Raw genomic sequence first — 25,054 nt, forward strand, 5'->3', positions numbered from 1 at the left:
ATCAGTATGAGAATTAGCAGAGACTTGACCTGCGACAAAGAGTGCAATGAGTCCGACAAGTGTTACGTGCTTATACATATGCATTTCTACCCTCCCTTTGGGTGTGTGGATGTGAAACTTTGCGCTTTACGTCGGTCCTGGTTCTGAGGGGACCTGAATGGGACTTATAATAGCAAAAAGTGTGCCATTGTGAATGGATCCAAGCTATTATATTCGTAAGGCGTTATTTTTAATGAGGATAGATTTATTATAAAAAAGCTAAAAGTCAGGCTAAATTTTATATTTTTCAACGATATATCGATGAAAAAAAAGCGATATTGACTATGAAATGATTTATTTTCAAGCATTTAAAACAAAAATAGCGATATATCGTTGTTATCGATATATCGCTATTTTCAAGAACGTTTGATTCGCAGTTTAAGAGCGTTTGATCCCCAATTTTTTTATTTTGCTATACAGAAAACGACAAGGGGTTGTGAGTAGAACTCACAACCCCTTGTTTTTATTGGTCGAGGTGGAGGGATTTGAACCCCCGGCCCCCTGCTCCCAAAGCAGGTGCTCTACCGGACTGAGCCACACCTCGTTTCTAATATCTAAAAAGTACGGGATTCGGAAAATATTGTCAATAGAAAGAATCCGATACTATCGCGTCCCAGCCAGAATCGCCTCTGCCAATTCCATCGTCTTAATCGCCTCATCTAAATTTGCCGCGGGAAGTGCGACAGGACGATCTTCTTTCACACAATCGATAAAAAATCGGTTCTGTTCGTCTGTCCCCGATCCATCCCCGCTCAACTCTCTTTTCTCCCCATCACAAAAAACCTCTCCGCGTGACACGCCCTCCATATAAGCCGAAATCTCGTGCCCGTGAATCTCATAACGCTCCAGCCTGGCATTGGTCGTATAATTGTGAATAAGCTGCGCGACAACGCCATTTTCAAACGCGACGAGCGCCGCGTGTACATCCCGATAACCGGACATAGACCGCTGCACCACACTGTGAACTTCGGAAACATCGGCATCTGCCAAAAAGCGGATCGTATCAATGGCGTGAATCGGCGTCTCAAAAAGCATACAATCCATCAGCACCTCGGCAAATTTACCCGAATTTCCCAAATCCGTGATACTCTTGTGGAACTCCCCCACCAATTGCGTCACAGGACCGCGGTCCAGCACCAGATTTCGCGCCTCGACAATAATCGGATGAAAACGCCGATTCCATCCCACCATGGCTTTCGCACCCATTTCGTCCGATGCGGCTTTTAACGCTTCGGTCTCTTGCAAGCTCAAACCGGGAGGTTTCTCCAAAAAAGTATTGACCCCAGCCTCCAGACACGGCAATGCGAGCGTGGCATTTAAGTGGGCAGGCGGCGCGACAAAAACCGCATCCAGAGCCACACCTTCGAGCAACGCGGAAACATCGCCGTATTGCCCTTCAATCCCGTACTCTTCACACACGGACTCGCGGATCTCTACAACCGGATCGCAGACCGCTGCGAGATGCACATCTTCAAATTCATTCAAAGACCGAATGTGTCCCCTGCCCCGGCCACCACATCCAATCACACCAACGCGCACGCTATCCATTATATCCTCCTCAATCTGTCCACTCCGCAGGATCAATATCCATCCACTTCGAATCCATTTCGCCCCATTTATTGGGCGCCGTATCGATTTCGTACTTGGCAAAAACCCGATCAATTGCCCGCTTTGTATCCTCATCCAATGTCCACCCCAGAGCACCCATATTGTCTTCTACCTCTTCTGGCCTTCTCGCACCCACCAGTGCCGTACTCACAGCCGGGTGAGACAACACCCAGTTCAGCGCCATATGCGGCAGATTTTTGCCCAACCCCGCGGCAATCTCCTTTAACTCATTCACCGCCCGAACATTGCGCTGGAAAATACCCGGTTCAAACAGGCGCAAAGTCGTATTGCTACCGCCTCTTCTGCGCCAATCATTATCTTCAAAAACCGTATCTTCTGTAAACGCGCCAGCGAGCAATCCATAAGCCAGAGAACCGTATGTCATTATCCCCACATTATTTGCTTCGGCGTAGGGAAACGTCCATTTGACATGGCGGCGATCAAACAAATTACACCCGTATTGCAACACATCCACGCGCCGCGCATCCATACACCGCGCGATCTCTGGAGGCGTAAAATTCGACAGCCCCACAAACCGCGTCTTTCCCGCCTGGACAATCTCCTCCAGAGCGCCCATAGTCTCTTCAAAAGGCGTATCGCGGTCGGGCCAATGCACGAGATACACATCGACGTAATCCGTATTCAGCATCTCCAAACTCTGCTCAATCGCCCGGTGGACCATTTCTTTGCTGCTATCTCTGCCCTGCTCGTATCCAATGCCGAACTTCGTAACCAGAATCACATCTTTGCGCCTGGGTCCCAGCGCGCGCGCAAGCAACCGTTCAGACGCACCACTGCCATATCCCTGCGCCGTATCAAAACAATTGATCCCCAGATCAATAGCTCGATTGACCGCGGCAACGACCTCAGCGTCATCAATAGACCCATATCCCCCACCCAATTCCCAGCATCCAAAACCGATTGCCGAAACCTTCAATCCCGTCTGTCCAAACTCGCGATATTCCACAATAACCTCCTTCATTCCCGTTCAAACTTCGGTTGCCTGGGTGCAAAACCGCGATCCATGCGATAGGGACAATCTTTTAACGGCAGATGCACCCGTTTACCCCCTCGCTGGTGCGATTCGACAAAAGCAAAAATCAATTCTTGATTGGCATGTGCCAACCGCACACCGCACCGCGTCGGCTCGCCCGTATCCAGCGCATGTGCCAGGTCTTCAATCAAATGCACCGTCGAACTCGTCGGCTCCACCTCTGGAAAATCTCCATATCCCAGCACATTCCGTCCCCTGTGATCATGCCCAACGACCTCGCGCACCTGCCACCCCGCGCCATTTTGCAAAGCCGTCACAACCCCTGCATCGCCCACAGCTTCAACCTCCAGACCACGTCCGGAATTGAGGGCATAAGCCGTCACGCCATTTTCAAACTGGATAATCCCGTGTCCCGCGGGATCCGCCTTCAAAATATTCCCCTCAATCTCGTCTGCACCCTGCGATAGATGTCCCTGTACCCACGACGCGGGATGGTCGCTATTGAGGCGCATCAACAGATCAAAACTGTGACTTGCACCATTGAAAAGAGAACTGGTCTGGTGAATGATCAGCGACCGCAACCGCCCAATGCGCCCGCTATCAATCACTTCCTTCATGCTGTCATACCCTCTATCCCATCGCCGATTGGTACCCAGATTGAAAAACACACCATTGCGCTCACACGCATCGACCATCGCATCGGCATCCGCCATAGAAGCCGCCATCGCTTTTTCCGCATAAATCGCCTTTGCCCCATGCTCGGCAGCATATACCACAATCTCTGCGCGCTGCTCTGGCTGCGTCGCCACGCTCACAATATCTGGCTCTTCCGTATGGATAAGTTCCCGATAATCCGTGTACTGTCGCGATTTTGGCACCCCATATCGCTCGCCCGCCTGCGCCATCACATCTTCGCGCAGATCCGAACACGCGACCAGATCTGTTCGATCACATGCCTCGTATCCCGCCGCATGGGAATACGCCCGCGTGTGATCCACCTCATTGTCAATAAATGCACCCATCCGACTGCATCCAATCAGTGCTGCGCGATATGTTTTCATGACCTGCTCCCAATGAAGACCTAAACGTGAAAAATGTATAAATCCCGTTCTTCCAACGGCAGATTAACCCACGAACTCCCCCGACGGTGGCTTTCCGCTACCGCAATACATGCCTCTGTGACATGATGGGCAACCTCCACATGTCCCAGCGTTGGACGCCCTTGTTCATAAGCTTCTACCAAATCCTCAAGACACGACACCACATGGCTTTTTGGCGCAACATGCGCGACCTCTGCATCATCCCACCCCTGGCGTTTGCCCACCATGTTACCGGATTTTCTGAGCTTTATACCATCCCCATTGTTAATCGACCGGATGCACCCCTTTGTCCCCATCACCTCAAACTCCCAGCCACCCGCGGGGACCGACCAGGCTTCTACGCCATTTTCAAATCGCAATTGAAAAGTCGCGCTCGGATCAAAAGCAATGTGATTGTTCTCAATCGCAAAATCTCGCGGCAATAATTCACCGCGCACCGCTTCAATCTTTGGATCGCCCAACAAAAAAGAGAGCGTATCTATAGAGTGGATATGCCCGTGCATCAAAGATGAGGCCGCGTAGTGAATAGCCGCTCTGGGTTCGCCAATCTCACCCTCGGCAATTGCGCGGCGCACGGCGTGATAACTCACGTTAAATCGCCTCAAAACACCCGTATTGAACACAGTGCCATTTGCTACCACCGCATCTAAAATCTCATCTGCCCGCGCCACCGAACTCGCCATCGCCTTCTCCACATACAACATCGGCACCCCAGCATTGGCAAGGCTCACGGTTAAATCTGCATGCGAATCGCCTCTGAAATTCGCGTCGGGTGCCTCATTGGCGGGCTTAAACAAACCCGAAGCCGTTGTACACACCGCCACCAGATCGAGCGACTCTCGTGCCACCATCTCCATATAATCTTCGTAAACAGCCTTCACACCCCATCGCTCGGTAAAATCCGCCCGCTTATCTGCCTGCAAATCAGATCCGGCGACGAGTTCCAGTTGATCTATCACCCCACAACAGGCCGCAACAGAATACGGTTTGACAGCATGCCCTTCATCGTCAATCGTGCTGCCCATTCGTCCCAATCCAATAATACCCACGCGGTAGGTTTTCAAAATGTGCCTCCTTTAGTTTTCCACCCAGACGCTTGCATTATGCCATGAACAGGCGGACAACACAATCACAATCTATTGCCCCCGGAAATCACGCCAGAACCGCATCACAAATGCCCAGGCGAACAAACGAACAGCAATAGCATAAGCGATGCCCCCAACCACAACGCCCAATAACAGAGCTTCAACAGGCCCCAGATCTGTCAATAAACGAACCGCGACCAGCGCAACCGCGACCCATAGCGTCGTCAGCAATGGCCCGACAAATGACTTGAAATAATCGGCCATTCGCAAATCAATCAAACGATTGACCAGTATTTGCGTAACCACGAGAAATAACACGGCAGCCGCTGAAAGCACGGCGGCGATCCCATCAATCCCATAGCGCACCCCCCAATAAAGCGCGGGCACAAAAACAACCAGATTTACAAGCGTCCACCGAAACGCCCAGTTTGCCTTTCCCTTGGCGAGAAAAACCGATCCCACAACTGTCCCCACAGCTTTAAGCATACCCGCTAAAATCAACAGCCTGAGTGGATTAAGAGCAGGCAACATCTCCTCGCCTTTCACCAGCAACAAAATTTCTCGCCCATAGATGAAACCACCTATTAGCGCGGGCCAGGACAAAAGGGCAATCGCAGTAATCGTGCGCGTATATCCCCGTCGCAAGGTCTGATTATTGCGCTGCACCACGGAAAAAGCCGGAAAAATCACCCGCGTCAGCACAACACTCGCCCGATTCAATGGAACCATTGTGTATTGATAGGCAAAAGCGTACAGACCCGCGGCAACTGGCCCCAGCAAAACAGGGACAAAATAGACCTTGTCCAGATTATTGTTGATATTGTTGAGCAGATTCGCGCCAGAAACATTGAATCCAAATGGCAAAAGTGCCTTCAGCTTTGCCCAACTAAACGACAGCGACGGCATCCAGGCAGCGGCAATCCACAAACCGCCCAACAATGCGACCTCCCTCGTTATTGCATTCCAAACCGCACTTTTTATACCCCAACCACCAAAGAGAAGACCAATGCCGACAATTGCGGCAATCAACGCGGCGATCATTTCACTTATGGCTATGGATTGAAAACGCAAATCTCGAGCCAGAATTGCTTTCACAATCCCCGAAACAGAGGCAAGGGGAATGATCAAAGCCATGGGTTTTGCAATATCAAAAAACGCCGCAATATTCGGTGTTCTCCCCCACCAGATAATGAGAAGCCACTCACTCGCTATAAACCCGACAAAAAGCGCAATCCCCACAAAAAGACAGGCCCAAAAAGCAGAAGAAAAATGGATCCGCGAGGCGTCTTGATATTTTATCAAAGCGTCGTTTAGACCCAATACACCCACCATCTGAAACAAAACCAGAATGCGCTGTGCCCAGATGAAATACCCCATATCTTCCAGATTTAGAATCCGAAAAAAAATCAGTGTCACGATGAGATGCACGCCCAACCCGCCGCCTGTCCAAAACGCACCGCGCACCGCTCGTGTCGCCAAAGACTGATTGCTCATATCCCCTACCACGAATGCATGTGATGCCCGCGTCCGGGAAACCAGATTTGATCTACCACATAGGACGTGAACACGGCAAGCCCATAGCCCACCAGCATACCGACAAAAAAGGGTCTGCTGCGCCGATAAAGCGAAGCTCCCCCAATGCGAAGAATAATCGCTTTGGCACTCCACGCGATTAAAATGGACATCGTCGAGTGCATCGCGTGCCCCACTGGCACAATCATCCCTATAGGGTGCAGAGGCCACCATGTAAAGCGATACCGCAAAAAACTCATAACACTAAAAATGAGCGCCCCAGCACCTAAAAACAAATAGCGTTCGGGTTTGTATTCGGGCACTTCTTTTAAGGCTTTGACCAGAGCGTCGTACACGCGCGGAGGGTAGCGCGTAAACGGAAGATCATTAAAATTATACGCACCGTATGTATAACTCAAAAAAATCGTCAGAATCACCGTCCATCCAATCCCAACGATGAGCGTCACGAGTACAACCATCAACAAACGCCCCTTTTGCTGCTGGATCAACTCGCCCAACCTGGCAATGTGAACCAGAGGCACCATAAACATCGCCTTGCTCTGGCAACGCAGGGAAGAAAACAACGTGATTGACGTTCGTGCCCCCGCCGAATAATCCACCGGATGAAAAAACAAATCTGCAAACCCGGCCTCGTTGATCGGCATGCTCATATACACCACGCCAGTCTCGGCAATAATGCGGGCAAGCCCAATATAGGCAGTGAACAAACCCAGGGTTAGCAGACACACAAACTTCCATTCCAACCCCATCGTGCGCAACCACAACAACATGAACAACACACTGATCACAAGCGAAATAACCGCCATGCGGTGCGACATCAACTCATTCGAATCATCCACGGTATCATCGCCCCACAAAGCCTTGCGAAACACATCCTTCAAATGCAGCCGCGCCGTCCAGAATGTCCAGAAAACCAGAGCGATAAACGCGCCGGCACTTTGCAAACCAGCCACTGCATCGCCGGGACCTGTTTTGGCTGACAATGTGAACCCAACCCTGCGAAAAAAAGCAATCTCATTGAGATACAAAAGATGAAAGACCAGAATGGAAAACAACACATCCACATTGGCAAAATACGCAAAGCCAATCGTAAAAAAATTCACCCCTGTATGCTGCGGCGGATAAAATCTGGCAAAATAAAACCACTGCTGCCCCAACCAGATAATGGGAATACCGGGATTGAAATACGACATAATATTCCACGCCTTCACAAAAAAAATCAGGCCGCATCCGATCCAGAACAACCGATTGTACAAAATACCTTCCCGCTTTGGCGCGTCAGCCGCCGACGCCAGTTCTACCGGCGGACCGAGCACGGGATAAGCCACGCGCTCGTGCTCAGACCACTGTTTGCGCAACATACTCGAAAGCGCGATAGACGCCAGAACAATAGCCGCAACAACGCTCAACCACCAGAACAGCGGCACTACCCACACATCCCAGGGAATAGACTGCCCTGCAGGCAGGCCCTCGTAAAGCCATTGCATGGCATAGCCTTCGTTGCTCGGCACCAGCCAATCGGGCAAATGCGGATGGACAAATTCCGACCATTGATTTTCGGGCGTCGCCAGATAATGCGGCACCGAAATCATGCCCAGGAAAAAACTCGTCAAACCATACGCGGGAATGGCCGCGCCCAAAAGCCCCATCGCCAGCACCACCAGCAACTCGGTTTGACACAGTGCATATCGAGGCTTTATCCAGCGCACCAGCTGATTCAGCAACACCACCAGCACATAGGTACACAACAATACCATTGGAAAATGGCTGATATTCATACGCGAGGTGTGGGCGATATACTCGGCATGCGTATTCCAAAACGCAATCCACAACACCATCACCAACCCAAAAAGAACAGCCCTGAGCGTGATGCCCTCACGCGTCGCCACATCTATTGTATTTGAGGCTTGTACTTCGGCCATAATCCACCTTTCTCAATCGCCTAACTGAACTCCCAAACTAATAACAGGAGACAAAAGATGCAACCGGCAACCGTGCATCTCTCACCTCCTGTTGATAGATTACAACAAATTACGCAAATCCATCTGCCCGATTTCTGCGCCCCCACAAGCGATACTCAAATGTAACGCCGTCCGCAGCACTGCGCCCCAGTTGCCTGAACCCCACCGATTCAAACACCCCTACCGCACCAACCCTATCGCGCGGCACAACTACCTCCAACAACCGCACCCCTGCCTCTCGCAAATGCTCTGTCAGCGCATTGACCAACCGCGTTGCCACACCAAAGCGCCGATGCGTGTCACGCACCCCAAGCCCCACAATTACAGCCTGCATCTCATCCTGCAACCACGCCACAAATCCAATCACACAATCGCCCTGCACAGCTACAAGCGTCTGTTCCACATCTATGAACACACGCCCACCCGACAACGCCACAACACATTGTGGCCCAATATTTTTCACTAATTCATTAAGTGCATTTCTATCAGAAATTTGTGCCGAACGCACGGTTAAATTGGGTAACATGGATAGAGTACTGCTATCAAGTCTTACCTCTCCAACAACTCAATTTCATACCCATCGGGATCATCGACAAACGCCATTTTGCGTCCCGTGGGAAATGTCTCTCGCCAATCGCCGGGCCAAATATCGAGTCCCTTATTCTCCAACTCATCGCAAAAAGCAATCAAATCGGGTACGCCGATCGCAAAATGCATCAAATCTTCGGGCACATTCAACTCGTAATCATCGGAATACGTCAACTCCAACGTATGCTCGTTGCCCGGCAATTCCAGATGGCAAATCTGATTGCCCGCTGGCGACTTATCCGAGCGGCTCTTCAGCACAAAACCAAAGTGATCGCAATAATACTGGATCGACCTGTCCAAATCGCTCACGCGAATGCGCGTATGAAGAAATACAGCCATGGAAAACTCCTTTGAAAAATGAAAAAGTGAGATTTACAACTTCAACAACCACCAAAGATACACATGAATGGGACAAAGACAAGAAAAAGGCGAGGGACTGGAAGCCTGGGGCAAAAAAAAACAGGTCGCGCACAAAGCGGAACCTGATTGACAAAACAGAGAGAGGAAAGTTAGACCATGGAATACGTCGATGGTGACGGGGGTTTGACCTTTTGCCCGGGTACTATCCCCAGAGCGCGTTGTACTCGCCGTATGGCGATACGGTAGTGGCTTTGCACCGCACTTTTTGAGATCTCTAAAAGCAGCGCGATCTCTGTAAACGTCTTGCCCTGCGAGCGCAGCAACAAAACCTCGTACTTGCGTCCCACCAACACCGTCTCAATGACATCTTTAACCTGAGCCAAACGCACGGGGTCTGCCTCGCCGGGCATTAAATGACGGATATGACATGGCGCGCCGTTTTCCTGTAAATTATCGGAAAGGCGAGCGATATCTTCTGGCGAAAAACAAATCTCGCGCACCGTGTTATAATGTATTCTTTCGCGCTTCATAGCATTTTGTAGAAATGATCAACTCCGTCAAATTTCGAAAAACAGGACGCCGTAATTTAGCGGATTCAAACACGCTTGGCAAGGAAAAATACCTTATTGCAAGCCAAAAATTGCGCTTCTACCAAAGTTGTACCCCGCCTCGCAAACATCTTGACGAAAAATAATTTATGCTTAAATAAAAAGTAAAACTCCGCCGGAGGCGGCAACCACTGGACGATTGAGCACCAATCCTACAATATGGAGTACCTTTATGCTACGTGTATGTGTCATCGGGCTGGGACCAATTGGCAACCGGCACGCTGATATTTATGTAGAAAACCCACTATCCGATCTCGTGGGCGTATGCGACATCGACGAAACCCGCGCCAATGCGGCCGCACAACGCCTGGGCGTCACCGCTTTTTATAACGTTCCAAAAATGCTTGAAGAACTCAAACCCGATGTGGTAAGCGTAGCCACGGGTGGCTATGAATACAGCAGTGATCACTACGCGCCCACCATGCAAGCCCTCGAAGCTGGCTGTCATGTCCTGGGCGAAAAACCCATCTCAAATAATATTTCACACGGCGAAGAAATGGTCGCCAAAGGAAAAGAAATGGGCGTCTGCTACGGCATTGACCTCAATCACCGCTTTACCCCTGCGGCTCGACTTGCAAAAAAATGGGTCGATGAAGGGCGCCTGGGGCACCTTCTCTTTATCAATATGGCAATGTGGATCATGAATCCGGCGGAAAGCTCACCGTATTATCACCTCAAAGCACTTCACCCACACACCATTGACGTCATGCGCTATTTCTGCGGCGACATCGAAGCGGTTCAATGTTTCGCCACCAAAGCACCCGGGCGCCAAATATGGTCCACCGCGCAGTTCAACATGCGTTTTAAAAATGGCGTGGTCGGCTCACTCACGGGCAGTTACGACATCGCGCGCGGGCACCCCATGGAGCGCTGCGAAGTCGCCGGCACAGGCGGCCGCTTCGTCCTCGATGACATGTGGCACGAACTCACCCTCTACCCGGCGGGCAACCTCGAAAAAACCGTGTACACAGACCCGGCCTTTGGGGGATTTGGAGACTTTATCGACACCTTCCGCGACCGCATCGGCACATTTCTCCGCCAGGTCAGCGACGGGGTTGCACCCGAAGACATCGACGGCTCGGGCGAAGACGGCCTCGCCGCGCAAAAAGTCATTGCCGCAGCCATTGAATCGCTCGATACCGAAACCGTTGTTTACGTAAAATGAGGGACATTTATGGACAAGGTTCACATTGGCGTCATCAGCCACGCACACGGACACATCAACACATATTGCGGTCAAATGCAGCATTTTGACGATGTCGAACTCATCGCCACATGGGACGACAACAAAGACCGCGGGCGCGAGAACGCCAACAAATTCGGCATGGAATTTCGCACATCCGCAGACGCCGTACTCAGCGACCCAAATATCGACACCGTCATGATCGGCATAGAAACCAACCGCCACGCAGAATACGCGATAGTGGCCGCTCAGGCGAGAAAAAATATCCTGCTCCAAAAACCCATGGCCACTACCCTTGAAGATTGCGACCGCATCATCGAAGCCGTAAATAACTCGGGCGTCAAATTCAGCATGGCCTTTCAGATGCGGCAGGACCCCGTCAACCGCAAAATTAAGGAACTCGTTGGAAAAGGCACAGTTGGTAATATCGCGGTTGTCCGACGAAGACATTGCATCCCCGTACTGCTCAATCCCCACTTCGTCACTGGCACATCCAGATGGCACCTCGACCCCATTGCCAATATCGGAATGTACTTCGACGACGCCATCCATGCCGCCGACTGGTTCTACTGGACCTTTGGCCGCCCCGTCTCAGTAATGGCCGAAATCGACAACATCGTGACAGATACTGCGCCTGACGATAACGGCGTCTCCATCTTTCGTTTTGAAACCGGCATGATGGGCATATTATTCAACGGCTCCACCATTGCCGCAGGCGTCAACACCACTGAAATCTACGGCGACGAAGGAACCATCATCCAGGACTACGGCGACGCGCCCTCCACCTCTGCGCCGCGATCAGAAGACGCTGTCCCACTCAAATACATCCGTCGCGGTGACGATCGCTGGACCGAATTCAAAATGGACATCCCCAAAGGACAGGGCGAGCGCATCGCCGCCATACCCCGTCCATTCATCAACTATATTCGCGGCCTGAGCGACGAACGCGTCTCCCCCGAAGAGGGGCGCGTCTCCGTTGAAATGATCCTCGGCGCGTATCAATCGGCAAAAGAAGGCAGAAGAATCACATTCTAAAAGCGTGCAATGAAAGGATAACCCAATGCAACAATCCTATCCCGATCTCGACACATACAAACGGGAAGTCTTCGCCCGCGAAGACGACTTGCTCAAAAACATCATGCCCGACGCTGCCGAACAGGGTATTCCGCGAATCTCAGTCAGCCCCGAAGCCGGACAAACCCTGTATTTGCTCGCCAGGACAATCGGCGCAAAAAAAATCCTCGAATTTGGCGCGCTCGCTGGTTATTCGGGAATCTGGCTCGCCCGTGCACTGCCCGAAGACGGGCAATTCATCACACTGGAAATTGAATCCAAACACGCCGATGTCACGCGGCGCAACTACGAAAAAGCCGGATTATCTGACCGAACAGACGTGCGATTAGGCGACGGCACAGAACTCCTGAAAGACGCGGCACAGGACGGACCATTTGACCTCATCTTCATCGACGCAGACAAAGAAAGCTATCCCAAATACCTCGACTTTGCCCTTGAAAACACGCGCCCGGGCGGCCTCATCATCGCCGACAATGCCAATGGACACGGACATGCACACCGCGCACTGCCCGAAGGCGATGGTCGCCGCGGCATACAGGACTACAACCGCCGCGTTGCCAACCACCCAAAACTCATCTCCAACATCATTCCCGTAGGCGGCTGGCTCGCCGTCTCACTCGTTTTGGACTAAATATAAGAACTGATCGCTTGACCCCTCCATTGCCCTTCTTTATATTTTTCAAAACTGACAGAGGTCGCGTCCATGGTCTATGAAGCCCAAATCGAAGGCATATTTATCGACCGCCAACACGAAGAGCCAGTTGTTATGCTCAAACAAAAAGACGGCGACCACCGCGTGCCAATATGGATTCAAATGGGCGAAATGTTCTCGCTTGCCCTTCATATTGCAGGCGAAAATTTCAAACCACCGCGTCCATTTGCACACGACCTGATCAAAACCGTTATTAAAAACCTGCAAGCCAGCGTTCAACACGCGCTCATCACAGACATTATAGACCACGTCTATCGCGCGCAATTGCACCTCACCTCCCCCGAAACCCCTCTGGAACTCGACGCGCGCCCCAGCGACGCGATCTTGATGGCACTCAAATTTGATGCGCCAATCTACATTGACGAAAAAGTAATAAAAAAAAGTGCCGAACTGTCCCAAAAACATCCCCCTGAACGCCTTCAGCAGAGACTCCAAAAACTGCACCCGGAAGATTTTATCAACTTTGTTCAATGAAAAAATTATTCACACTCCTGTTTCTCCTCCTCTTCTCTACCCAGATATCGGGTGAGATGTACAGCCAGAAAGCGGAAACCCTCTTCCAACGCGCGATTGCCCATTATATTCAAGACAAATTATCAGACGCCCGGGATGGGTTTATAGAACTCGTCGAACAACACCCCCCCAACCAGCGCACCTCTGCCGCGAGATTCATGCTGGCAAAATCGCATTACAAATTGAAAGCATACGATTTGGCCCTGACCGCGGCCATCGCGCTTCAACACCACTACCCACGCAGCCGATACATCTCTGAAACCGATCTAATTATTGGCGACTGTTATTTTCATCAGCATCGGATTTACAACGCCGCCACACAATATGCGCGTGTGCTCACCAGCAGTGCCGACATACGCCTCAAAGCGCGCGCAGCAGACCGCCTTGGCCAATTATCCGGTAGCGAAAAGCTGCCTGATAGCGAGGTCGAAAAATTGAAAACCGACTTTAATCGCGCCATCATCGACGAAGCCATTGCCTTTGGCAAAGCGCACTGGCATATCAAAATCGGCAATCTCGAAAAGGGCAACAAATACCTGACCCTCTTTCTCGATCACCATCCAAATGGGCAACTTGCCGCGCGAGCGCGGCAAATCCTCATGACCGAACGCACACCGTCCCAACCCAACCCAGAACCCCAGAATGCGCGCTATAAAATCGGCGTCATCGCCCCATTGGGCACCCCAAGCGGCGAAGATCTTCGCAACGGCATCACACTTGCGAGAGACCGCAATTCACTCGCATCGCACGATCAGGTCGAACTGATATTTGAAGACTCCGAAGGCGATCCCATTCGCGCAGCACGCGCTGCAAAGCACCTTGTTGAAGAACGCGAGGTGCTCGCCATCATCGGCGCACTCACAAGCGCGGTAACCACGCCTATTGCAACTATGCTAAGTGCCCAAAAAGTGCCCCTGGTGGCCCCAACAGCCTCAGACGACGGCATTGCATCCCTCAGTTCCTATATTTTTCAGGTCAATGCAACGCCAGGCGCACAGGGCAGGCATATTGCAGAACACGCCGTGAATAAACAGGGCTTGCGAACGCTGGCCTCACTTGCGCCTCGAGATGATTATGGCCGGAGCATCGCCCGCGAATTTGCCACCAGAGCCGAAGACCTCGGTGCCGAAGTGCTCATTCAAGAATGGTACGAACCGGGCACCACGGATTATCGTCGCCAATTTGAACGCATCCGCAGTGCGGGATTGGCACTTCAAGCACCTGACGATCTCGCCCTGGAAATTGACGCCTTAATCCTTGGCAACATACACGTCGCCCCACCCCCACCCGTTGTCGTTGACCCCGACACCGTACAACTCGAAGTTGTCGAAGCCCTGGACGGCATCCTCATTGCCGGTGGTGCAGAGGATATCTTACTCATTGCCCCCCAATTTCACTCTGCCCTCGTTTCTTCCCAGGTGCTCGGCAGTGATGGCTGGAACCACGATGAAGTGGCTCGCGACGGCGGAAATTACGTCGATGGCGCTATTTTTGTCGCAAAATATTACGACCAGAGCCATCGCGAATCCGTGCAAAATTTCGTCAACGACTACCGCTCGCGCTTTGGACAAGAACAGAATATCGTTGCCGCCCTCGGATACGATGCCATGCTATCCATCCTGCACGGCATAAACGCGGGCGGCACCACCCGAGACCGCCTGCGAGAGCACCTTGAAACCCTCACAGATGTCCCCGGTGCAACCGGCCAAATATCCTTTGGCAAAGGCCATCGGGAAAATGCATGGATGTATATGCTCACCATCCGCAACGGCAGAATAGAACCGCATAAGAAGTAGTGATTGGCATACCGTTTGCATAAGGTCTATTGCAGTAATAAAGCAACTTACTGTAAATACAGACCTTTATACCGCAAACGCGCCCAATGCCAGAACACATCTTTCACTTTCGTACGCTCGCATGGCACATTGTGTTCACCCTGTGCCTTCCCACGCTCCTATTTGCACAACCGTCCGCCATCTACACCGAAAGCGAAGCCGAAGCTTATAACGACTTGTTGCGCGACCTCGAAGGCATACGTCTCGAGCTCAACCGCGCAAGTGCGAAAGACCTGCTCATTCTGCCCGGTATCACCCCAGAACTCGCCAGGCGAATCATCGCCCGGCGCCCCTATCGCACCCTTGAAGACCTCGCCTATGTGCAGGGCTTATCGGAAGAACACATCGACCTCATCGCGCCCTATCTGTCCATCGCCCCCCTGCGCCCATGGCGTTTGCAATACACATCCCGCGTCTCGCGCCCTTCCAAACGCGCCAATAGCTTTGGCGACATGCGTCTCTATCAACGACTCGAAATCGCTTCACCCACACGTCTCTCTGCCTTTTTTCTTACAGAACGCGACCCAGAAGAACCGACTCTTATCGATTACGTCACTGGCTATATTGCCCTGCCCCTTCCTCGCGTCAACATCATCATAGGAGACGTGCGACCAGAATGGGGACAGGGATTGCTCTTTTCGCGCCGCACCCGCAACGCGACCGGCCTGAGCTATGCACGCCCCCGCACTGCCACGCGATTGGGCAACCGCACCAGTACAGAACACGGTGCCCTGCGCGGCATTTACCTGAGCGGCTCACACACCCACCTGCATTGGAGCTTGATGCATGGGCGAATGACATGGGATGCGACCTTTGGATCAGACACGCGCATCTACACCAGCGGCCTTCACGACACCGAAACCTCACAAGCGCGCAAAAACGCGCTCCGCGAACGCCTCACAGGTACAAACATAGCCATTGGCTCCTCTCAAAAACACATTGGATTGACAATCCTCAACACGGCCTTCGAGCCAGTTGCGTCTGACACAGTCGGTGAATCCGCAGTACCGCGCACTGCTCGGGCAGGCATGTTATTCAGCCTCAATGCCCTCTACCGCGTCGACCGCATCGCCCTGTTTGGCGAAATCGCCCCCAGAGCTTTCATAACCGGCCTCGTCGCTGGAACATCCACCCTGCGTCTCCATCTCATTGGCAGACGCTATGGCGGTAGTTTCCACAGCTTGCACGGCGCACCTTATGCCGCCTATAGCTCTCCCCCCAACAACGAGTGGGGCGCATTCTTTGGCTTGACCTGGCGCGTATCAAAACGCAAACGCCTCGATATCGCCCTCGACCGTCACGGTCAGCTCCTGCCAGAGAAAAGCGCACTACCAGCACGAGGTGCCCGTCTGCGGCTCAATTTTAACTACCGCGTCAGCAGGGGGTTTTCTGCGCGTCTAACTGCCGATGCCAGAAGTGCTACAAATCGCGTACCCCGCCAAAGTCTTCGCCTTTCACTCACCTACAAACGCCCCAACCACGCCATGACCGCATGGCTCCAGCGCGCACATGCCAGTACATCGGGAAATGCCGCCGGGCTTCGTCTTCAACTCGGCAAATCAACGGGCTTTTCCCTCGCACTATGGGCCACCCACCACAAAATCTCATCCTACAACGCGCGTATCTACGACATTGAACCCGATGTCTGGGGCGGCATACGCCTGCTCACCCTCTCGGGTGACGGCACAAATCGCGGCCTGCGCCTCACCTGGGCAACCGCGCATTTCCGTCTGTCAACGCGCTATAGCCATCACCGCACCTCCTCCTGGTCCGCACAACTCGACCTCAAGCGTTAGCTCCCTTCTCCCCTTTCTGCTCTTATCTTACCTATTATTTTTTATTGACCAATCAACTGCTTTTATATTATCATGCACCTGATTAGAGCACATAATAACGCGAAACCACGCCAGAAAGGAGGAACCCACAGGTAAGATATCACTTCACATGTGCTCAGTATCACATCCATTTAGTACAGGCACTTCGCGTGCCTCATTCACCCCCATCTGGAGGAAAAAACCATGAAGTATCGACATCTCCCTCTGATCCTCGCACTTTTCATTGCATGCAGCTATAGCGCGAGTGACGCGGGCCATCACCTGAAGAGCGAGCAAAAAAGCGAGAGCGCCAAAAAAATGGAGCCAAAACCAGTCATGATCGCCGACGCCAATCTGCGTGCAGTCATTGCGGATTCCCTGAACATGGCGAGCGATGCGGTGATCACCACGGCTGATATGGCGAAATTGCGACGTCTTGTCGCGCCAAATGCAAACATCAGCGATTTGAGCGGACTCGAGCATGCAAAAAATTTGACAGTACTGAACCTCGGTGCTACGCGCGTGGAGAATAAGGTCGTCAACAGCAACGCCGTCTCCGACGTCTCGGCACTTTCCGGTTTGAAAAAACTGAGAACGCTGAATCTGACTCGCAATAATGTGTCTGACGTCTCAGCACTTGCCAAATTAACCAACCTGAGATCGCTGAATCTCAATGCGAACCGCAACGTCATGGATATTTCAGCATTGTCGAGCTTGACCAAATTGAGAACGCTGAATCTTTCCGGCAACAAAGTCTCGGATATTTCGGCAGTATCGGGCATGGCGGAGTTGAAAACCCTGAACATCGCCAACAACAAAGTCGCCGATATCGCACCGGCCGCTGGACTGGCCAATCTGGCAACACTGAATATCAGGCGCAACGCCCTGAACGAGGCATCGATGAAGACGCATGTTCCTGCCTTAACAAAAAAAGGCGTTAAGGTAAATACCGACAGTTAAATGCCTGTAAAATATCAGGTCTAAAACGCAACGAGTTCGCCCGGTTTATACTGAGCGAACTCGTTGTCATTAAAAAACACATCATGAAATTAACCGCGATAATAATCATCCTCATGCTGAGCACCCAAACACACACAGAAGCATTCACACCCCCGGATAAGGATCGGATTCTAACGACCCTGAAGCCCGGCCACCCGCGTCTGATGGTGGATGCAAACACCCTCGCGCGCATCAAAGAGCAAATCGCTCGCGATACGGTTGCAGCAAAAACCTACCGTCGGGTCAAGCGAGAAACTCGGGAAATACTCGCGCAAAAGCCATCGAAATACAGCATCCCAGATGGAAGACGCCTGCTCTCCACCAGCCGTCGCGTCAAAGAGCGCGTGCGTCAACTCGCCTTTGTCTATCTCATGGAAGGCGGAAAACCCTATTTAGAACGCGCCTGGGCCGAACTCGAAGCCGCGGCGCGATTCAAAGACTGGAATCCCGATCACTTTCTCGACACCGCAGAAATGACCTGTGCCTTTGCCGTTGGATACGACTGGTTATACGACCATTGGACAGAAGAACAGCGTCACATCCTTCGCAATGCCATCGTGGAAAAAGGTCTCAAACCCGGCTTAAAAGGCTATCGCGAAAACGCCTGGTGGACGCGCAGTCACAACAACTGGAATCAGGTCTGCAACGGTGGGCTTGGCATGGGCGCGCTCGTCATAGCCGATAAAGAACCAGAACTCGCCAGCGAAATTCTCTACGAAGGCATCAAAGGCATTCCCCTATCGATGAATTTCTACGCCCCGGATGGCGCGGGTATCGAAGGCGTGACCTATTGGGATTATGGTGCGCGCTACAACGTCCTCTTCTTATCCAGCCTGTTCAGCGCACTCGGCACGGATTTTGACCTTTCATCCACATCCGGGTTCAAAGAAAGCGGGGATTATCAAATTTATATATCGGGGGCAGATCGCTACAGTTTTGACTTTGCCGATTGCGGGTTGCGCCGCGTGAGTACCCCCATGCACTTCTGGATGGGCGAGCACTACGGCATACAACACTACAGTTGGTTTCGCTACGATACGCTCAGACAATACGGCAGAGGCACAGTGCTCGACTTGTTGTGGTTCGACGACAGCGCAAAAGACTTTGACCCCAGCACCCTGCCCCTCGACAAACACTTTCGCAAAGCCGATGTCGCCACCTTGCGTTCTTCCTGGACCGACCCCAATGCCCTCGTGCTGGGCATTCAGGCCGGCGGCAATTACAATCTTGGCATGCACCGGCACCTCGATCAAGGGACATTCATCCTCGAAGCACTCGACGAGCGATGGGCTATTGACTCTGGCACGGAACGCGAAACCTATCAAAGACACCGCAACAAACGCCAACGCTGGGAATTCTACCGCATCCGCGCCGAGGGCCACAACACCCTCGTCTTCAACCCCGGCAATGGTCCAGATCAAAATCCCAAAGCCGAATGCCCCATCACCTCCTTCAATGCTGCGTCCGATCGCGCGACTGCTGTTCTCGACCTCACCGACGTTTATGCCGATGATGTAACGCACGCGCAGCGCACCTTTGAGATAATAGACCGAAATCATGTCGTGATTACCGACGACATCAAAGCCAAATCTCCGTCTGAACTCTGGTGGTTTATGCACACGAGAGCCAGTGTCAAACTCGACGGTCAAACCGCCCTTCTAATGCGCGGAGGCAAACATCTCAAAGCGGAAATTTTATCGCCATCGGAAGCCGTATTCACAGTCCTCGACGCAACCCCTTTGCCCACCTCCCCCAATCCCAAACAGGCCGATAACACAGGCCGCAGAAAACTGGCGATCCACTTCACAGATGTCGCAAATCTGAAAATCAAAGTGAAACTCACGCCAAAAGTAAGCCCATAAAGCCTGTGCTGTGTGCAACTTTGCTCTTTCCACGTTCTCATTTCTTCTTTAAATTTCCCCTATCCTCTCCCTCCCCATAATAACCCTCTCTTACTATGTCCATCAAATTTCTACACGTTGCCGACACCCATATTGGCGTTGAAAACTACGGTCGCCTCGATTCGGCTACAGGTCTTCACACGCGCTTACAAGACTTTATCAAAAGCCTTCGATTTGCGTTTGAAGAAGCGATAAAAGAAGATGTCGATCTCGTCATCTTCGCCGGTGATGCCTATCGCTCCTGCGACCCCACGCCCACGCACCAGCGCGAATTTGCATCCCTCATTCACATGCTCAGTGCCCGCGACACTCCCATTGTCATGATCACCGGTAACCACGACAGCCCCGTATCTTATGGCAAAGCCTCATCCGTTGACATCTTTGGCACACTGGGCACCAGAGGCGTCCACATTGCCTCTGAAGACCGCCTCATCCCCATTGACACAAAATCTGGTCCCATTCAAGTTGCCTGCTTGCCCTGGCTACACCGCAGCCGCCTGTTGACCCAGGGCCCTTATCACAACCTGTCGCAAGAAGAAGTCGTCGAAAAACTTCAAGACCTGGGTGCTCTATTGATTGAAAACCTGGTCACAGAGGTCAATCCCGATATCCCCGCCGTTCTCGTGGGCCATCTCGCTGCTGCCGACGCCACCTTGTCCGGCTCTGAACAAACCGCAATAATTGGGCGCGATCCCGTTTTTCTCACCAGTACACTCGCCAACCCCGCCTTTGACTATGTCGCCCTGGGTCATATCCACAAATTTCAGGACCTCAACGCCAATGCCCAGCCCCCTGTCGTATATTCCGGCAGTATTGAACGCATTGATTTTGGCGAAGAACGAGAAACTAAAGGCGTCGTCATGGTCACAATAGAGACCCAGGAGACAGGGCGGACGGCATCTTACAAATTTGTAAACACACCAGCCCGCCCATTTTGCACAGTATCGGTTGATATCGCCCAGGATCAGGATCCCACAACAGCCATACTCGAAGCCATTGACAAACATACCCTCACCGATGCCATTGTGCGCGTCATCTACGATTTGCCCGGCGACCGCACAGACACCTTTGACCTCAAAGACATCAAAAACGCGCTCAAAGACGCGTTCATGATCGCCAGCATTGCGCCCAAACCCAGAGCACAAAAACACCAGCGCAGAGCCAATATTTCAGAAGACATGGGTATAAAAGACGCGCTCCACGCATATTTGCAAAATCACCCCGACCTCAAAGACATCGAAAAAGACCTTCAGAATTACGGCGCGCAACTCGAAGCAGAACTCAGAGGTAGCGAATGATTCCCATAAGCCTTTCCCTGAAGAACTTTCTCAGCTATGGCGAAAACGTGCCCCCCCTCGACTTTTCGGGCTTTCACGTCGCCTGCATATCCGGCCGCAATGGACACGGCAAATCCGCCCTGCTCGATGCCATCACCTGGGCACTGTGGGGAGAAGCCCGCAAATCTGGCAGTGAACGCCGCCCCAACGACGGCCTGCTGCGGATTGGCGCCACTGAAATGCGGGTCGATTTTGAATTTTTCCTCGAAAATGACCGCTATCGCATCAGCCGCAGCTTTCGCAAAACCGGCAAAAGCGCGACCACCCGCCTCGAATTTCAGATTTACTCCCCGGAGACGAACGCATACAAAACCCTCTCGGAAGAAAGTGCTGTGCGCCAAACACAGGCCAGTATCGATACCCTGTTGCGAATGACATACGAGACCTTTATCAACTCGGCCTTTCTCCTTCAGGGCCGCGCAGACGAATTTACGCGCTGCAAAGCGAGCCAGCGAAAAGCCCTCCTCTCAGATATTCTCGGCCTATCGCATTACGATGACCTGTCTTCCCTGGCGCGAGAACACGCACGCGAGGGGGATATAGAACTCGCAACCGCTCGCGCAAAAAGAGATGATATCGCGCAGACCATTGAAAAACGCGATGAATTTGTAGCACAGCGCGATAGCGTCAACGCACAACTCCAGGCCTGCAATAGCGAATTGGAAAGCGCGGAAAATCGCCGCGAAGAACTAAGAAAAATACGCACCCAACGCGAACGCTATGAAGCCGAGCGCGAGGCGCTCCAAAAAGAGATATCGCGCATCGAATCGGATCTGCAGGAACAACAGAGCGCGAGTGAAAAAGCGCAACAAGACGTGGCAACCTACCGCGAAATCCTCGACAGACGCGCCAAAATCACACATGCCGCCGAAAAATATCGGGCACTCCGAAAAGAAGACGCAGACCTGCAAACAAAACTACACGCCCTGAGACCACTTGAAAAACGCGCAGGAGAACTCGATCAAAAAATAGCCGACCAGCGGCACGAAGTGGAACGCCGTCTCGGCGAATGGCAATTACGCATTGGGGATGCAGAGCGCGCATTGCGAGAAACAGAAGCTCTCCTCTCTGACCGCGAGACCATTCAAACACAACTCGAGGCATTGCACAAAGCCAGGCAACAGGACCGCGAATGGGAAGACATACGCGAAAACCGGGAGCGCGTTGAGCGCAATATCCGGGACCTCGAACGACAAATAGACACTGCTATTGAAAATATAAAAGTAGATATCAACACCCATACACACCAAAGACAGCAAACCAATGTGCTGGTGGCAGACATTGAAACGCGCAGAAAAATGCGGCAATCCCTCCGCACACAAGCCGAAGAAATCCAATCCCTCGAAGCCAGGCGCGACGAGATTCGCAACAGAGGCAGCACCCTCAACATTCAGATTGAAAACAACGGCGAACGCCTCGGCACCCTGCACCAAACCCGCGAAGACATCACCCAACAACAGCAAATTTTGCAAAATGTCCAGGATGCTTCGTGTCCCCTTTGTGGCAGCGAACTCGACCAGACCCACCGCGAAGAAGTAGCGGCAAAACTATCAAATCAGTTGCAGGAACAACAAGCACAGATCACACAATTGGAATCGGATATTCAAAAAGCCGACGCAGAACGCGAACAGCACAGACATCGCTATCAAGAGATTAAAAATCAGCTCGCACAGCACGAAGACATCGCCCAACGCCTCGCCGAAGCTGAAGCCGCAGTAAAAGAAGCCGAAAATGCCGTGCAAACCCGCGAGACATTGTCGGCGGAAATCAAAGCCCTGGAAACCCAATTGCGCGAACAAACCCAGAACAGCCCGGATGCGCGCGCCCTATCCGATGCCCGCAGTACACTTGAAAACCTCACCTATAACCCGGCAGAACACCGCACCCTGCGCGAAAAACTCAAGGAACTCGACTCTGTCGAAGCAAAAAATGCCCAGCTCCAACTCGCTTCAGAACAGCGTGAAAAAGCCCTCGCAGAACTGCCCGAATTTCGAGAAAAACGCGACCTCGCACAACAATGGCTGAACGAGGCCAAATACGCACCCAACGAACAAGCAGAACGCAAACAGGTGCACAAGCGCATCCGCACTCTGGATTACAATGCCGAACACCACCAGCGCATCTCCCAGCAACTCGCCGACCTGCAAGATGCGCCAGCGCAATACGAACGCCTTCAAGTAGCCGAACGCGACCTTGAAAATGCACAAACACAAGTCGGCACCGCAAAAAATCGCCTCGCAAAACTTACAGAGCGCGACGAGCAAGCGCGACAACGCCTGACGGAAATCGCCGCAGCCATCAACAGTGCCGAATCAACCCTTGAAGAAGCCAATACTCTGGAAAACAATATCGCACAGATGCGCACCCAACGCGACGACCTGCTCCAGAAAAATGCCGCCCTGCAATCCCAAATTGAACACTGCGATGCACTCAGCACAGAACAAAACGCCGTCGAGGAAAAAATCAAATCCTGCAAGCGCAATATCCGCATCTACCGCGAACTGACCACCGCATTTGGCAAAGACGGCATTCAGGCACTCATCATCGAACAGGCCATACCAGAAATAGAAGAAGAAGCCAATCGCATTCTCGCGCGCCTGACGGACAACCGCACCCAAATCGCCCTGGAATCTCTGCGCGACCTCAAAACCGGGGGGACGCGCGAAACCCTCGACATTAAAATTAGCGACGAACTCGGCGAACGCAGCTACGAACTCTATTCGGGTGGGGAAGCTTTTCGCATTGACTTCTCTATTCGCATTGCCCTGTCTAAACTCCTATCTCGCCGCACGGGCACGCGCCTGAGAACCCTGGTCATCGACGAGGGCTTTGGCACCCAGGATGCCGAAGGGCTCGACCACCTCGTGGAAGCGATTCAGGCCATCAGCGGGGATTTTGAAAAAATATTGATCATTACCCACGTCGAATCGCTCAAACAGGCATTTCCCGTGCGCATCGAAGTCACCAAATATCCCGACCTGGGATCGCGCTTTGAGGTACTCTACTAAATGCCCCAACCCGACCGCCCCGCATGGATCGAAGTAAATCTATCAGCCATTGCGAACAATATTTCCACAGTCCGTCAGTTCGTCTCGCCAACAACGCAGGTCATGGCCATTGTCAAAGCCAATGCCTACGGCCATGGCCTCATACCCGCTTCCAGAGCAGCCATCAAAGGCGGCGCGTCTGCACTTGGCGTTGCCCTGTTGCAAGAAGGCGTTGTCCTTCGCAACGCGGGCATCACAGCACCCGTTGTCGTCCTCGCACCCACCATGCCCGAACAGGCCGACAGCATCGTTGCCCACAATCTGTCTCAAACCATCGGCCATCCCGACGCGATACCACCGCTGGAAGCCGCAGCCAAACGCCACAATACACGCGCCCGCATACATCTCAAAGTCGATACCGGCATGGGCCGCCTTGGTTTATTATCCGATGAGGTGCTCGCCGTTGCAAAAAAAATCGACCAGAATCCCCATTTATTCCTCGAAGGCATCGCAACACATGTAGCCTGGGAACGCGCAGAATACATGGACAAGGCGCGCCATCAGATCAAAACATTTGCCGCCTGCCTGTCCAAACTCACACATATTTCTGTTACCTGGCGTCACGCCGCCAACAGCGTCATGACCGTTCACATGCCCGAATCCCATTTTGACCTCGTGCGCGTGGGATTGCTCACCTATGGCATTCCCCCTACGCAAGGTGCAGGCCCACTCTCGCTTTCTCCTGCGCTATCCATCAAAGCGCAGATTACACAAGTGCGAAACTTTTCTGCTGGCCAAACCCTCAGTTACGGCGGCACATACA

General features: G+C 52.4%; 20 protein-coding genes and 1 tRNA gene. 11 read left to right on the forward strand and 10 right to left on the reverse strand.

Annotation, left to right across the window (positions count from 1 at the left end):
- Nucleotides 1–506: 506 nt before the first annotated feature.
- The 10 genes from OXG87_19390 to OXG87_19435 form a co-directional block, all read right to left on the reverse strand.
- A tRNA-Pro gene (locus OXG87_19390) sits at nucleotides 507–583 on the reverse strand.
- Nucleotides 584–642: 59 nt separating this feature from the next.
- The gene (locus OXG87_19395; GenBank protein ID MCY3871719.1) at nucleotides 643–1,587 is read right to left on the reverse strand and encodes a Gfo/Idh/MocA family oxidoreductase; all 945 of its coding nucleotides are present in this window, start codon (nucleotides 1,585–1,587) and stop codon (nucleotides 643–645) included.
- 10 nt (nucleotides 1,588–1,597) lie between these two features.
- Nucleotides 1,598–2,614, reverse strand: coding sequence for an aldo/keto reductase (locus OXG87_19400; GenBank protein ID MCY3871720.1), 1,017 nt, complete (start codon nucleotides 2,612–2,614; stop codon nucleotides 1,598–1,600).
- Between the two features lie 11 nt (nucleotides 2,615–2,625).
- Complete coding sequence (locus OXG87_19405; protein ID MCY3871721.1) at nucleotides 2,626–3,702, reverse strand: Gfo/Idh/MocA family oxidoreductase; 1,077 nt, start codon at nucleotides 3,700–3,702, stop codon at nucleotides 2,626–2,628.
- A 20-nt stretch (nucleotides 3,703–3,722) separates the two neighbouring features.
- Nucleotides 3,723–4,805: a Gfo/Idh/MocA family oxidoreductase gene (locus tag OXG87_19410; GenBank protein MCY3871722.1), complete on the reverse strand. Its 1,083-nt coding sequence runs from the start codon at nucleotides 4,803–4,805 to the stop codon at nucleotides 3,723–3,725.
- A 72-nt stretch (nucleotides 4,806–4,877) separates the two neighbouring features.
- Nucleotides 4,878–6,320 carry an oligosaccharide flippase family protein gene (locus OXG87_19415; GenBank protein MCY3871723.1) on the reverse strand — a complete coding sequence of 481 codons (1,443 nt, stop codon included), beginning with the start codon at nucleotides 6,318–6,320 and terminating at the stop codon, nucleotides 4,878–4,880.
- A 5-nt stretch (nucleotides 6,321–6,325) separates the two neighbouring features.
- Nucleotides 6,326–8,281: a hypothetical protein gene (locus tag OXG87_19420; GenBank protein MCY3871724.1), complete on the reverse strand. Its 1,956-nt coding sequence runs from the start codon at nucleotides 8,279–8,281 to the stop codon at nucleotides 6,326–6,328.
- Between the two features lie 109 nt (nucleotides 8,282–8,390).
- Complete coding sequence (locus OXG87_19425; GenBank protein ID MCY3871725.1) at nucleotides 8,391–8,846, reverse strand: GNAT family N-acetyltransferase; 456 nt, start codon at nucleotides 8,844–8,846, stop codon at nucleotides 8,391–8,393.
- Between the two features lie 23 nt (nucleotides 8,847–8,869).
- A complete protein-coding gene (locus tag OXG87_19430; GenBank protein ID MCY3871726.1) occupies nucleotides 8,870–9,247 on the reverse strand; it encodes a VOC family protein in 378 nt (125 codons plus the stop codon).
- A gap of 170 nt (nucleotides 9,248–9,417) precedes the next feature.
- Nucleotides 9,418–9,798 carry a hypothetical protein gene (locus tag OXG87_19435; protein ID MCY3871727.1) on the reverse strand — a complete coding sequence of 127 codons (381 nt, stop codon included), beginning with the start codon at nucleotides 9,796–9,798 and terminating at the stop codon, nucleotides 9,418–9,420.
- A 250-nt stretch (nucleotides 9,799–10,048) separates the two neighbouring features.
- Between OXG87_19435 and OXG87_19440 the strand changes: the two genes are divergently transcribed.
- The 11 genes from OXG87_19440 to alr all read left to right on the forward strand — a co-directional run.
- Nucleotides 10,049–11,041, forward strand: a complete 993-nt coding sequence (locus OXG87_19440; GenBank protein MCY3871728.1) for a Gfo/Idh/MocA family oxidoreductase — start codon at nucleotides 10,049–10,051, stop codon at nucleotides 11,039–11,041.
- Between the two features lie 9 nt (nucleotides 11,042–11,050).
- Nucleotides 11,051–12,094 (forward strand): Gfo/Idh/MocA family oxidoreductase, encoded by a 1,044-nt coding sequence (locus tag OXG87_19445; GenBank protein ID MCY3871729.1) that lies wholly within the window; start codon nucleotides 11,051–11,053, stop codon nucleotides 12,092–12,094.
- Nucleotides 12,095–12,119: 25 nt separating this feature from the next.
- Nucleotides 12,120–12,764 carry an O-methyltransferase gene (locus OXG87_19450; protein MCY3871730.1) on the forward strand — a complete coding sequence of 215 codons (645 nt, stop codon included), beginning with the start codon at nucleotides 12,120–12,122 and terminating at the stop codon, nucleotides 12,762–12,764.
- A gap of 72 nt (nucleotides 12,765–12,836) precedes the next feature.
- Nucleotides 12,837–13,319: a bifunctional nuclease family protein gene (locus OXG87_19455; protein MCY3871731.1), complete on the forward strand. Its 483-nt coding sequence runs from the start codon at nucleotides 12,837–12,839 to the stop codon at nucleotides 13,317–13,319.
- Complete coding sequence (locus tag OXG87_19460) at nucleotides 13,316–15,154, forward strand: ABC transporter substrate-binding protein (GenBank protein ID MCY3871732.1); 1,839 nt, start codon at nucleotides 13,316–13,318, stop codon at nucleotides 15,152–15,154. The genes OXG87_19455 and OXG87_19460 overlap by 4 nt, the downstream gene beginning before the upstream one ends.
- A gap of 86 nt (nucleotides 15,155–15,240) precedes the next feature.
- Nucleotides 15,241–16,989, forward strand: coding sequence for a helix-hairpin-helix domain-containing protein (locus tag OXG87_19465; GenBank protein MCY3871733.1), 1,749 nt, complete (start codon nucleotides 15,241–15,243; stop codon nucleotides 16,987–16,989).
- A gap of 222 nt (nucleotides 16,990–17,211) precedes the next feature.
- Nucleotides 17,212–17,967: a leucine-rich repeat domain-containing protein gene (locus tag OXG87_19470; GenBank protein ID MCY3871734.1), complete on the forward strand. Its 756-nt coding sequence runs from the start codon at nucleotides 17,212–17,214 to the stop codon at nucleotides 17,965–17,967.
- A gap of 83 nt (nucleotides 17,968–18,050) precedes the next feature.
- Nucleotides 18,051–19,868 (forward strand): heparinase II/III family protein, encoded by a 1,818-nt coding sequence (locus OXG87_19475; GenBank protein MCY3871735.1) that lies wholly within the window; start codon nucleotides 18,051–18,053, stop codon nucleotides 19,866–19,868.
- A 95-nt stretch (nucleotides 19,869–19,963) separates the two neighbouring features.
- Nucleotides 19,964–21,205, forward strand: a complete 1,242-nt coding sequence (locus OXG87_19480; protein ID MCY3871736.1) for an exonuclease SbcCD subunit D — start codon at nucleotides 19,964–19,966, stop codon at nucleotides 21,203–21,205.
- On the forward strand, nucleotides 21,202–24,252 hold the full coding sequence (locus OXG87_19485; GenBank protein ID MCY3871737.1) for an SMC family ATPase: 3,051 nt from the start codon (nucleotides 21,202–21,204) through the stop codon (nucleotides 24,250–24,252). The genes OXG87_19480 and OXG87_19485 overlap by 4 nt, the downstream gene beginning before the upstream one ends.
- Nucleotides 24,253–25,054 (forward strand): alanine racemase (gene alr, locus OXG87_19490; GenBank protein MCY3871738.1); only part of this gene is annotated, 802 nt, incomplete at its 3' end.

It is taken from the genome of Gemmatimonadota bacterium (assembly GCA_026706845.1).
Classification (GTDB): domain Bacteria; phylum Latescibacterota; class UBA2968; order UBA2968; family UBA2968; genus VXRD01.

Excerpts from the sequence above, each read along its gene's own strand:
- OXG87_19485 (MCY3871737.1), top strand. The coding sequence starts at position 21,202 with ATGATTCCCATAAGCCTTTCCCTGAAGAACTTTCTCAGCTATGGCGAA.
- OXG87_19470 (MCY3871734.1), top strand. The coding sequence starts at position 17,212 with ATGAAGTATCGACATCTCCCTCTGATCCTCGCACTTTTCATTGCATGC.
- OXG87_19480 (MCY3871736.1), top strand. The coding sequence starts at position 19,964 with ATGTCCATCAAATTTCTACACGTTGCCGACACCCATATTGGCGTTGAA.
- OXG87_19450 (MCY3871730.1), top strand. The coding sequence starts at position 12,120 with ATGCAACAATCCTATCCCGATCTCGACACATACAAACGGGAAGTCTTC.
- OXG87_19395 (MCY3871719.1), bottom strand. The coding sequence starts at position 1,587 with ATGGATAGCGTGCGCGTTGGTGTGATTGGATGTGGTGGCCGGGGCAGG.
- OXG87_19415 (MCY3871723.1), bottom strand. The coding sequence starts at position 6,320 with ATGAGCAATCAGTCTTTGGCGACACGAGCGGTGCGCGGTGCGTTTTGG.
- OXG87_19475 (MCY3871735.1), top strand. The coding sequence starts at position 18,051 with ATGAAATTAACCGCGATAATAATCATCCTCATGCTGAGCACCCAAACA.
- OXG87_19425 (MCY3871725.1), bottom strand. The coding sequence starts at position 8,846 with ATGTTACCCAATTTAACCGTGCGTTCGGCACAAATTTCTGATAGAAAT.
- OXG87_19445 (MCY3871729.1), top strand. The coding sequence starts at position 11,051 with ATGGACAAGGTTCACATTGGCGTCATCAGCCACGCACACGGACACATC.
- OXG87_19435 (MCY3871727.1), bottom strand. The coding sequence starts at position 9,798 with ATGAAGCGCGAAAGAATACATTATAACACGGTGCGCGAGATTTGTTTT.
- OXG87_19465 (MCY3871733.1), top strand. The coding sequence starts at position 15,241 with ATGCCAGAACACATCTTTCACTTTCGTACGCTCGCATGGCACATTGTG.
- OXG87_19420 (MCY3871724.1), bottom strand. The coding sequence starts at position 8,281 with ATGGCCGAAGTACAAGCCTCAAATACAATAGATGTGGCGACGCGTGAG.
- OXG87_19455 (MCY3871731.1), top strand. The coding sequence starts at position 12,837 with ATGGTCTATGAAGCCCAAATCGAAGGCATATTTATCGACCGCCAACAC.
- OXG87_19440 (MCY3871728.1), top strand. The coding sequence starts at position 10,049 with ATGCTACGTGTATGTGTCATCGGGCTGGGACCAATTGGCAACCGGCAC.
- OXG87_19460 (MCY3871732.1), top strand. The coding sequence starts at position 13,316 with ATGAAAAAATTATTCACACTCCTGTTTCTCCTCCTCTTCTCTACCCAG.
- OXG87_19430 (MCY3871726.1), bottom strand. The coding sequence starts at position 9,247 with ATGGCTGTATTTCTTCATACGCGCATTCGCGTGAGCGATTTGGACAGG.
- OXG87_19405 (MCY3871721.1), bottom strand. The coding sequence starts at position 3,702 with ATGAAAACATATCGCGCAGCACTGATTGGATGCAGTCGGATGGGTGCA.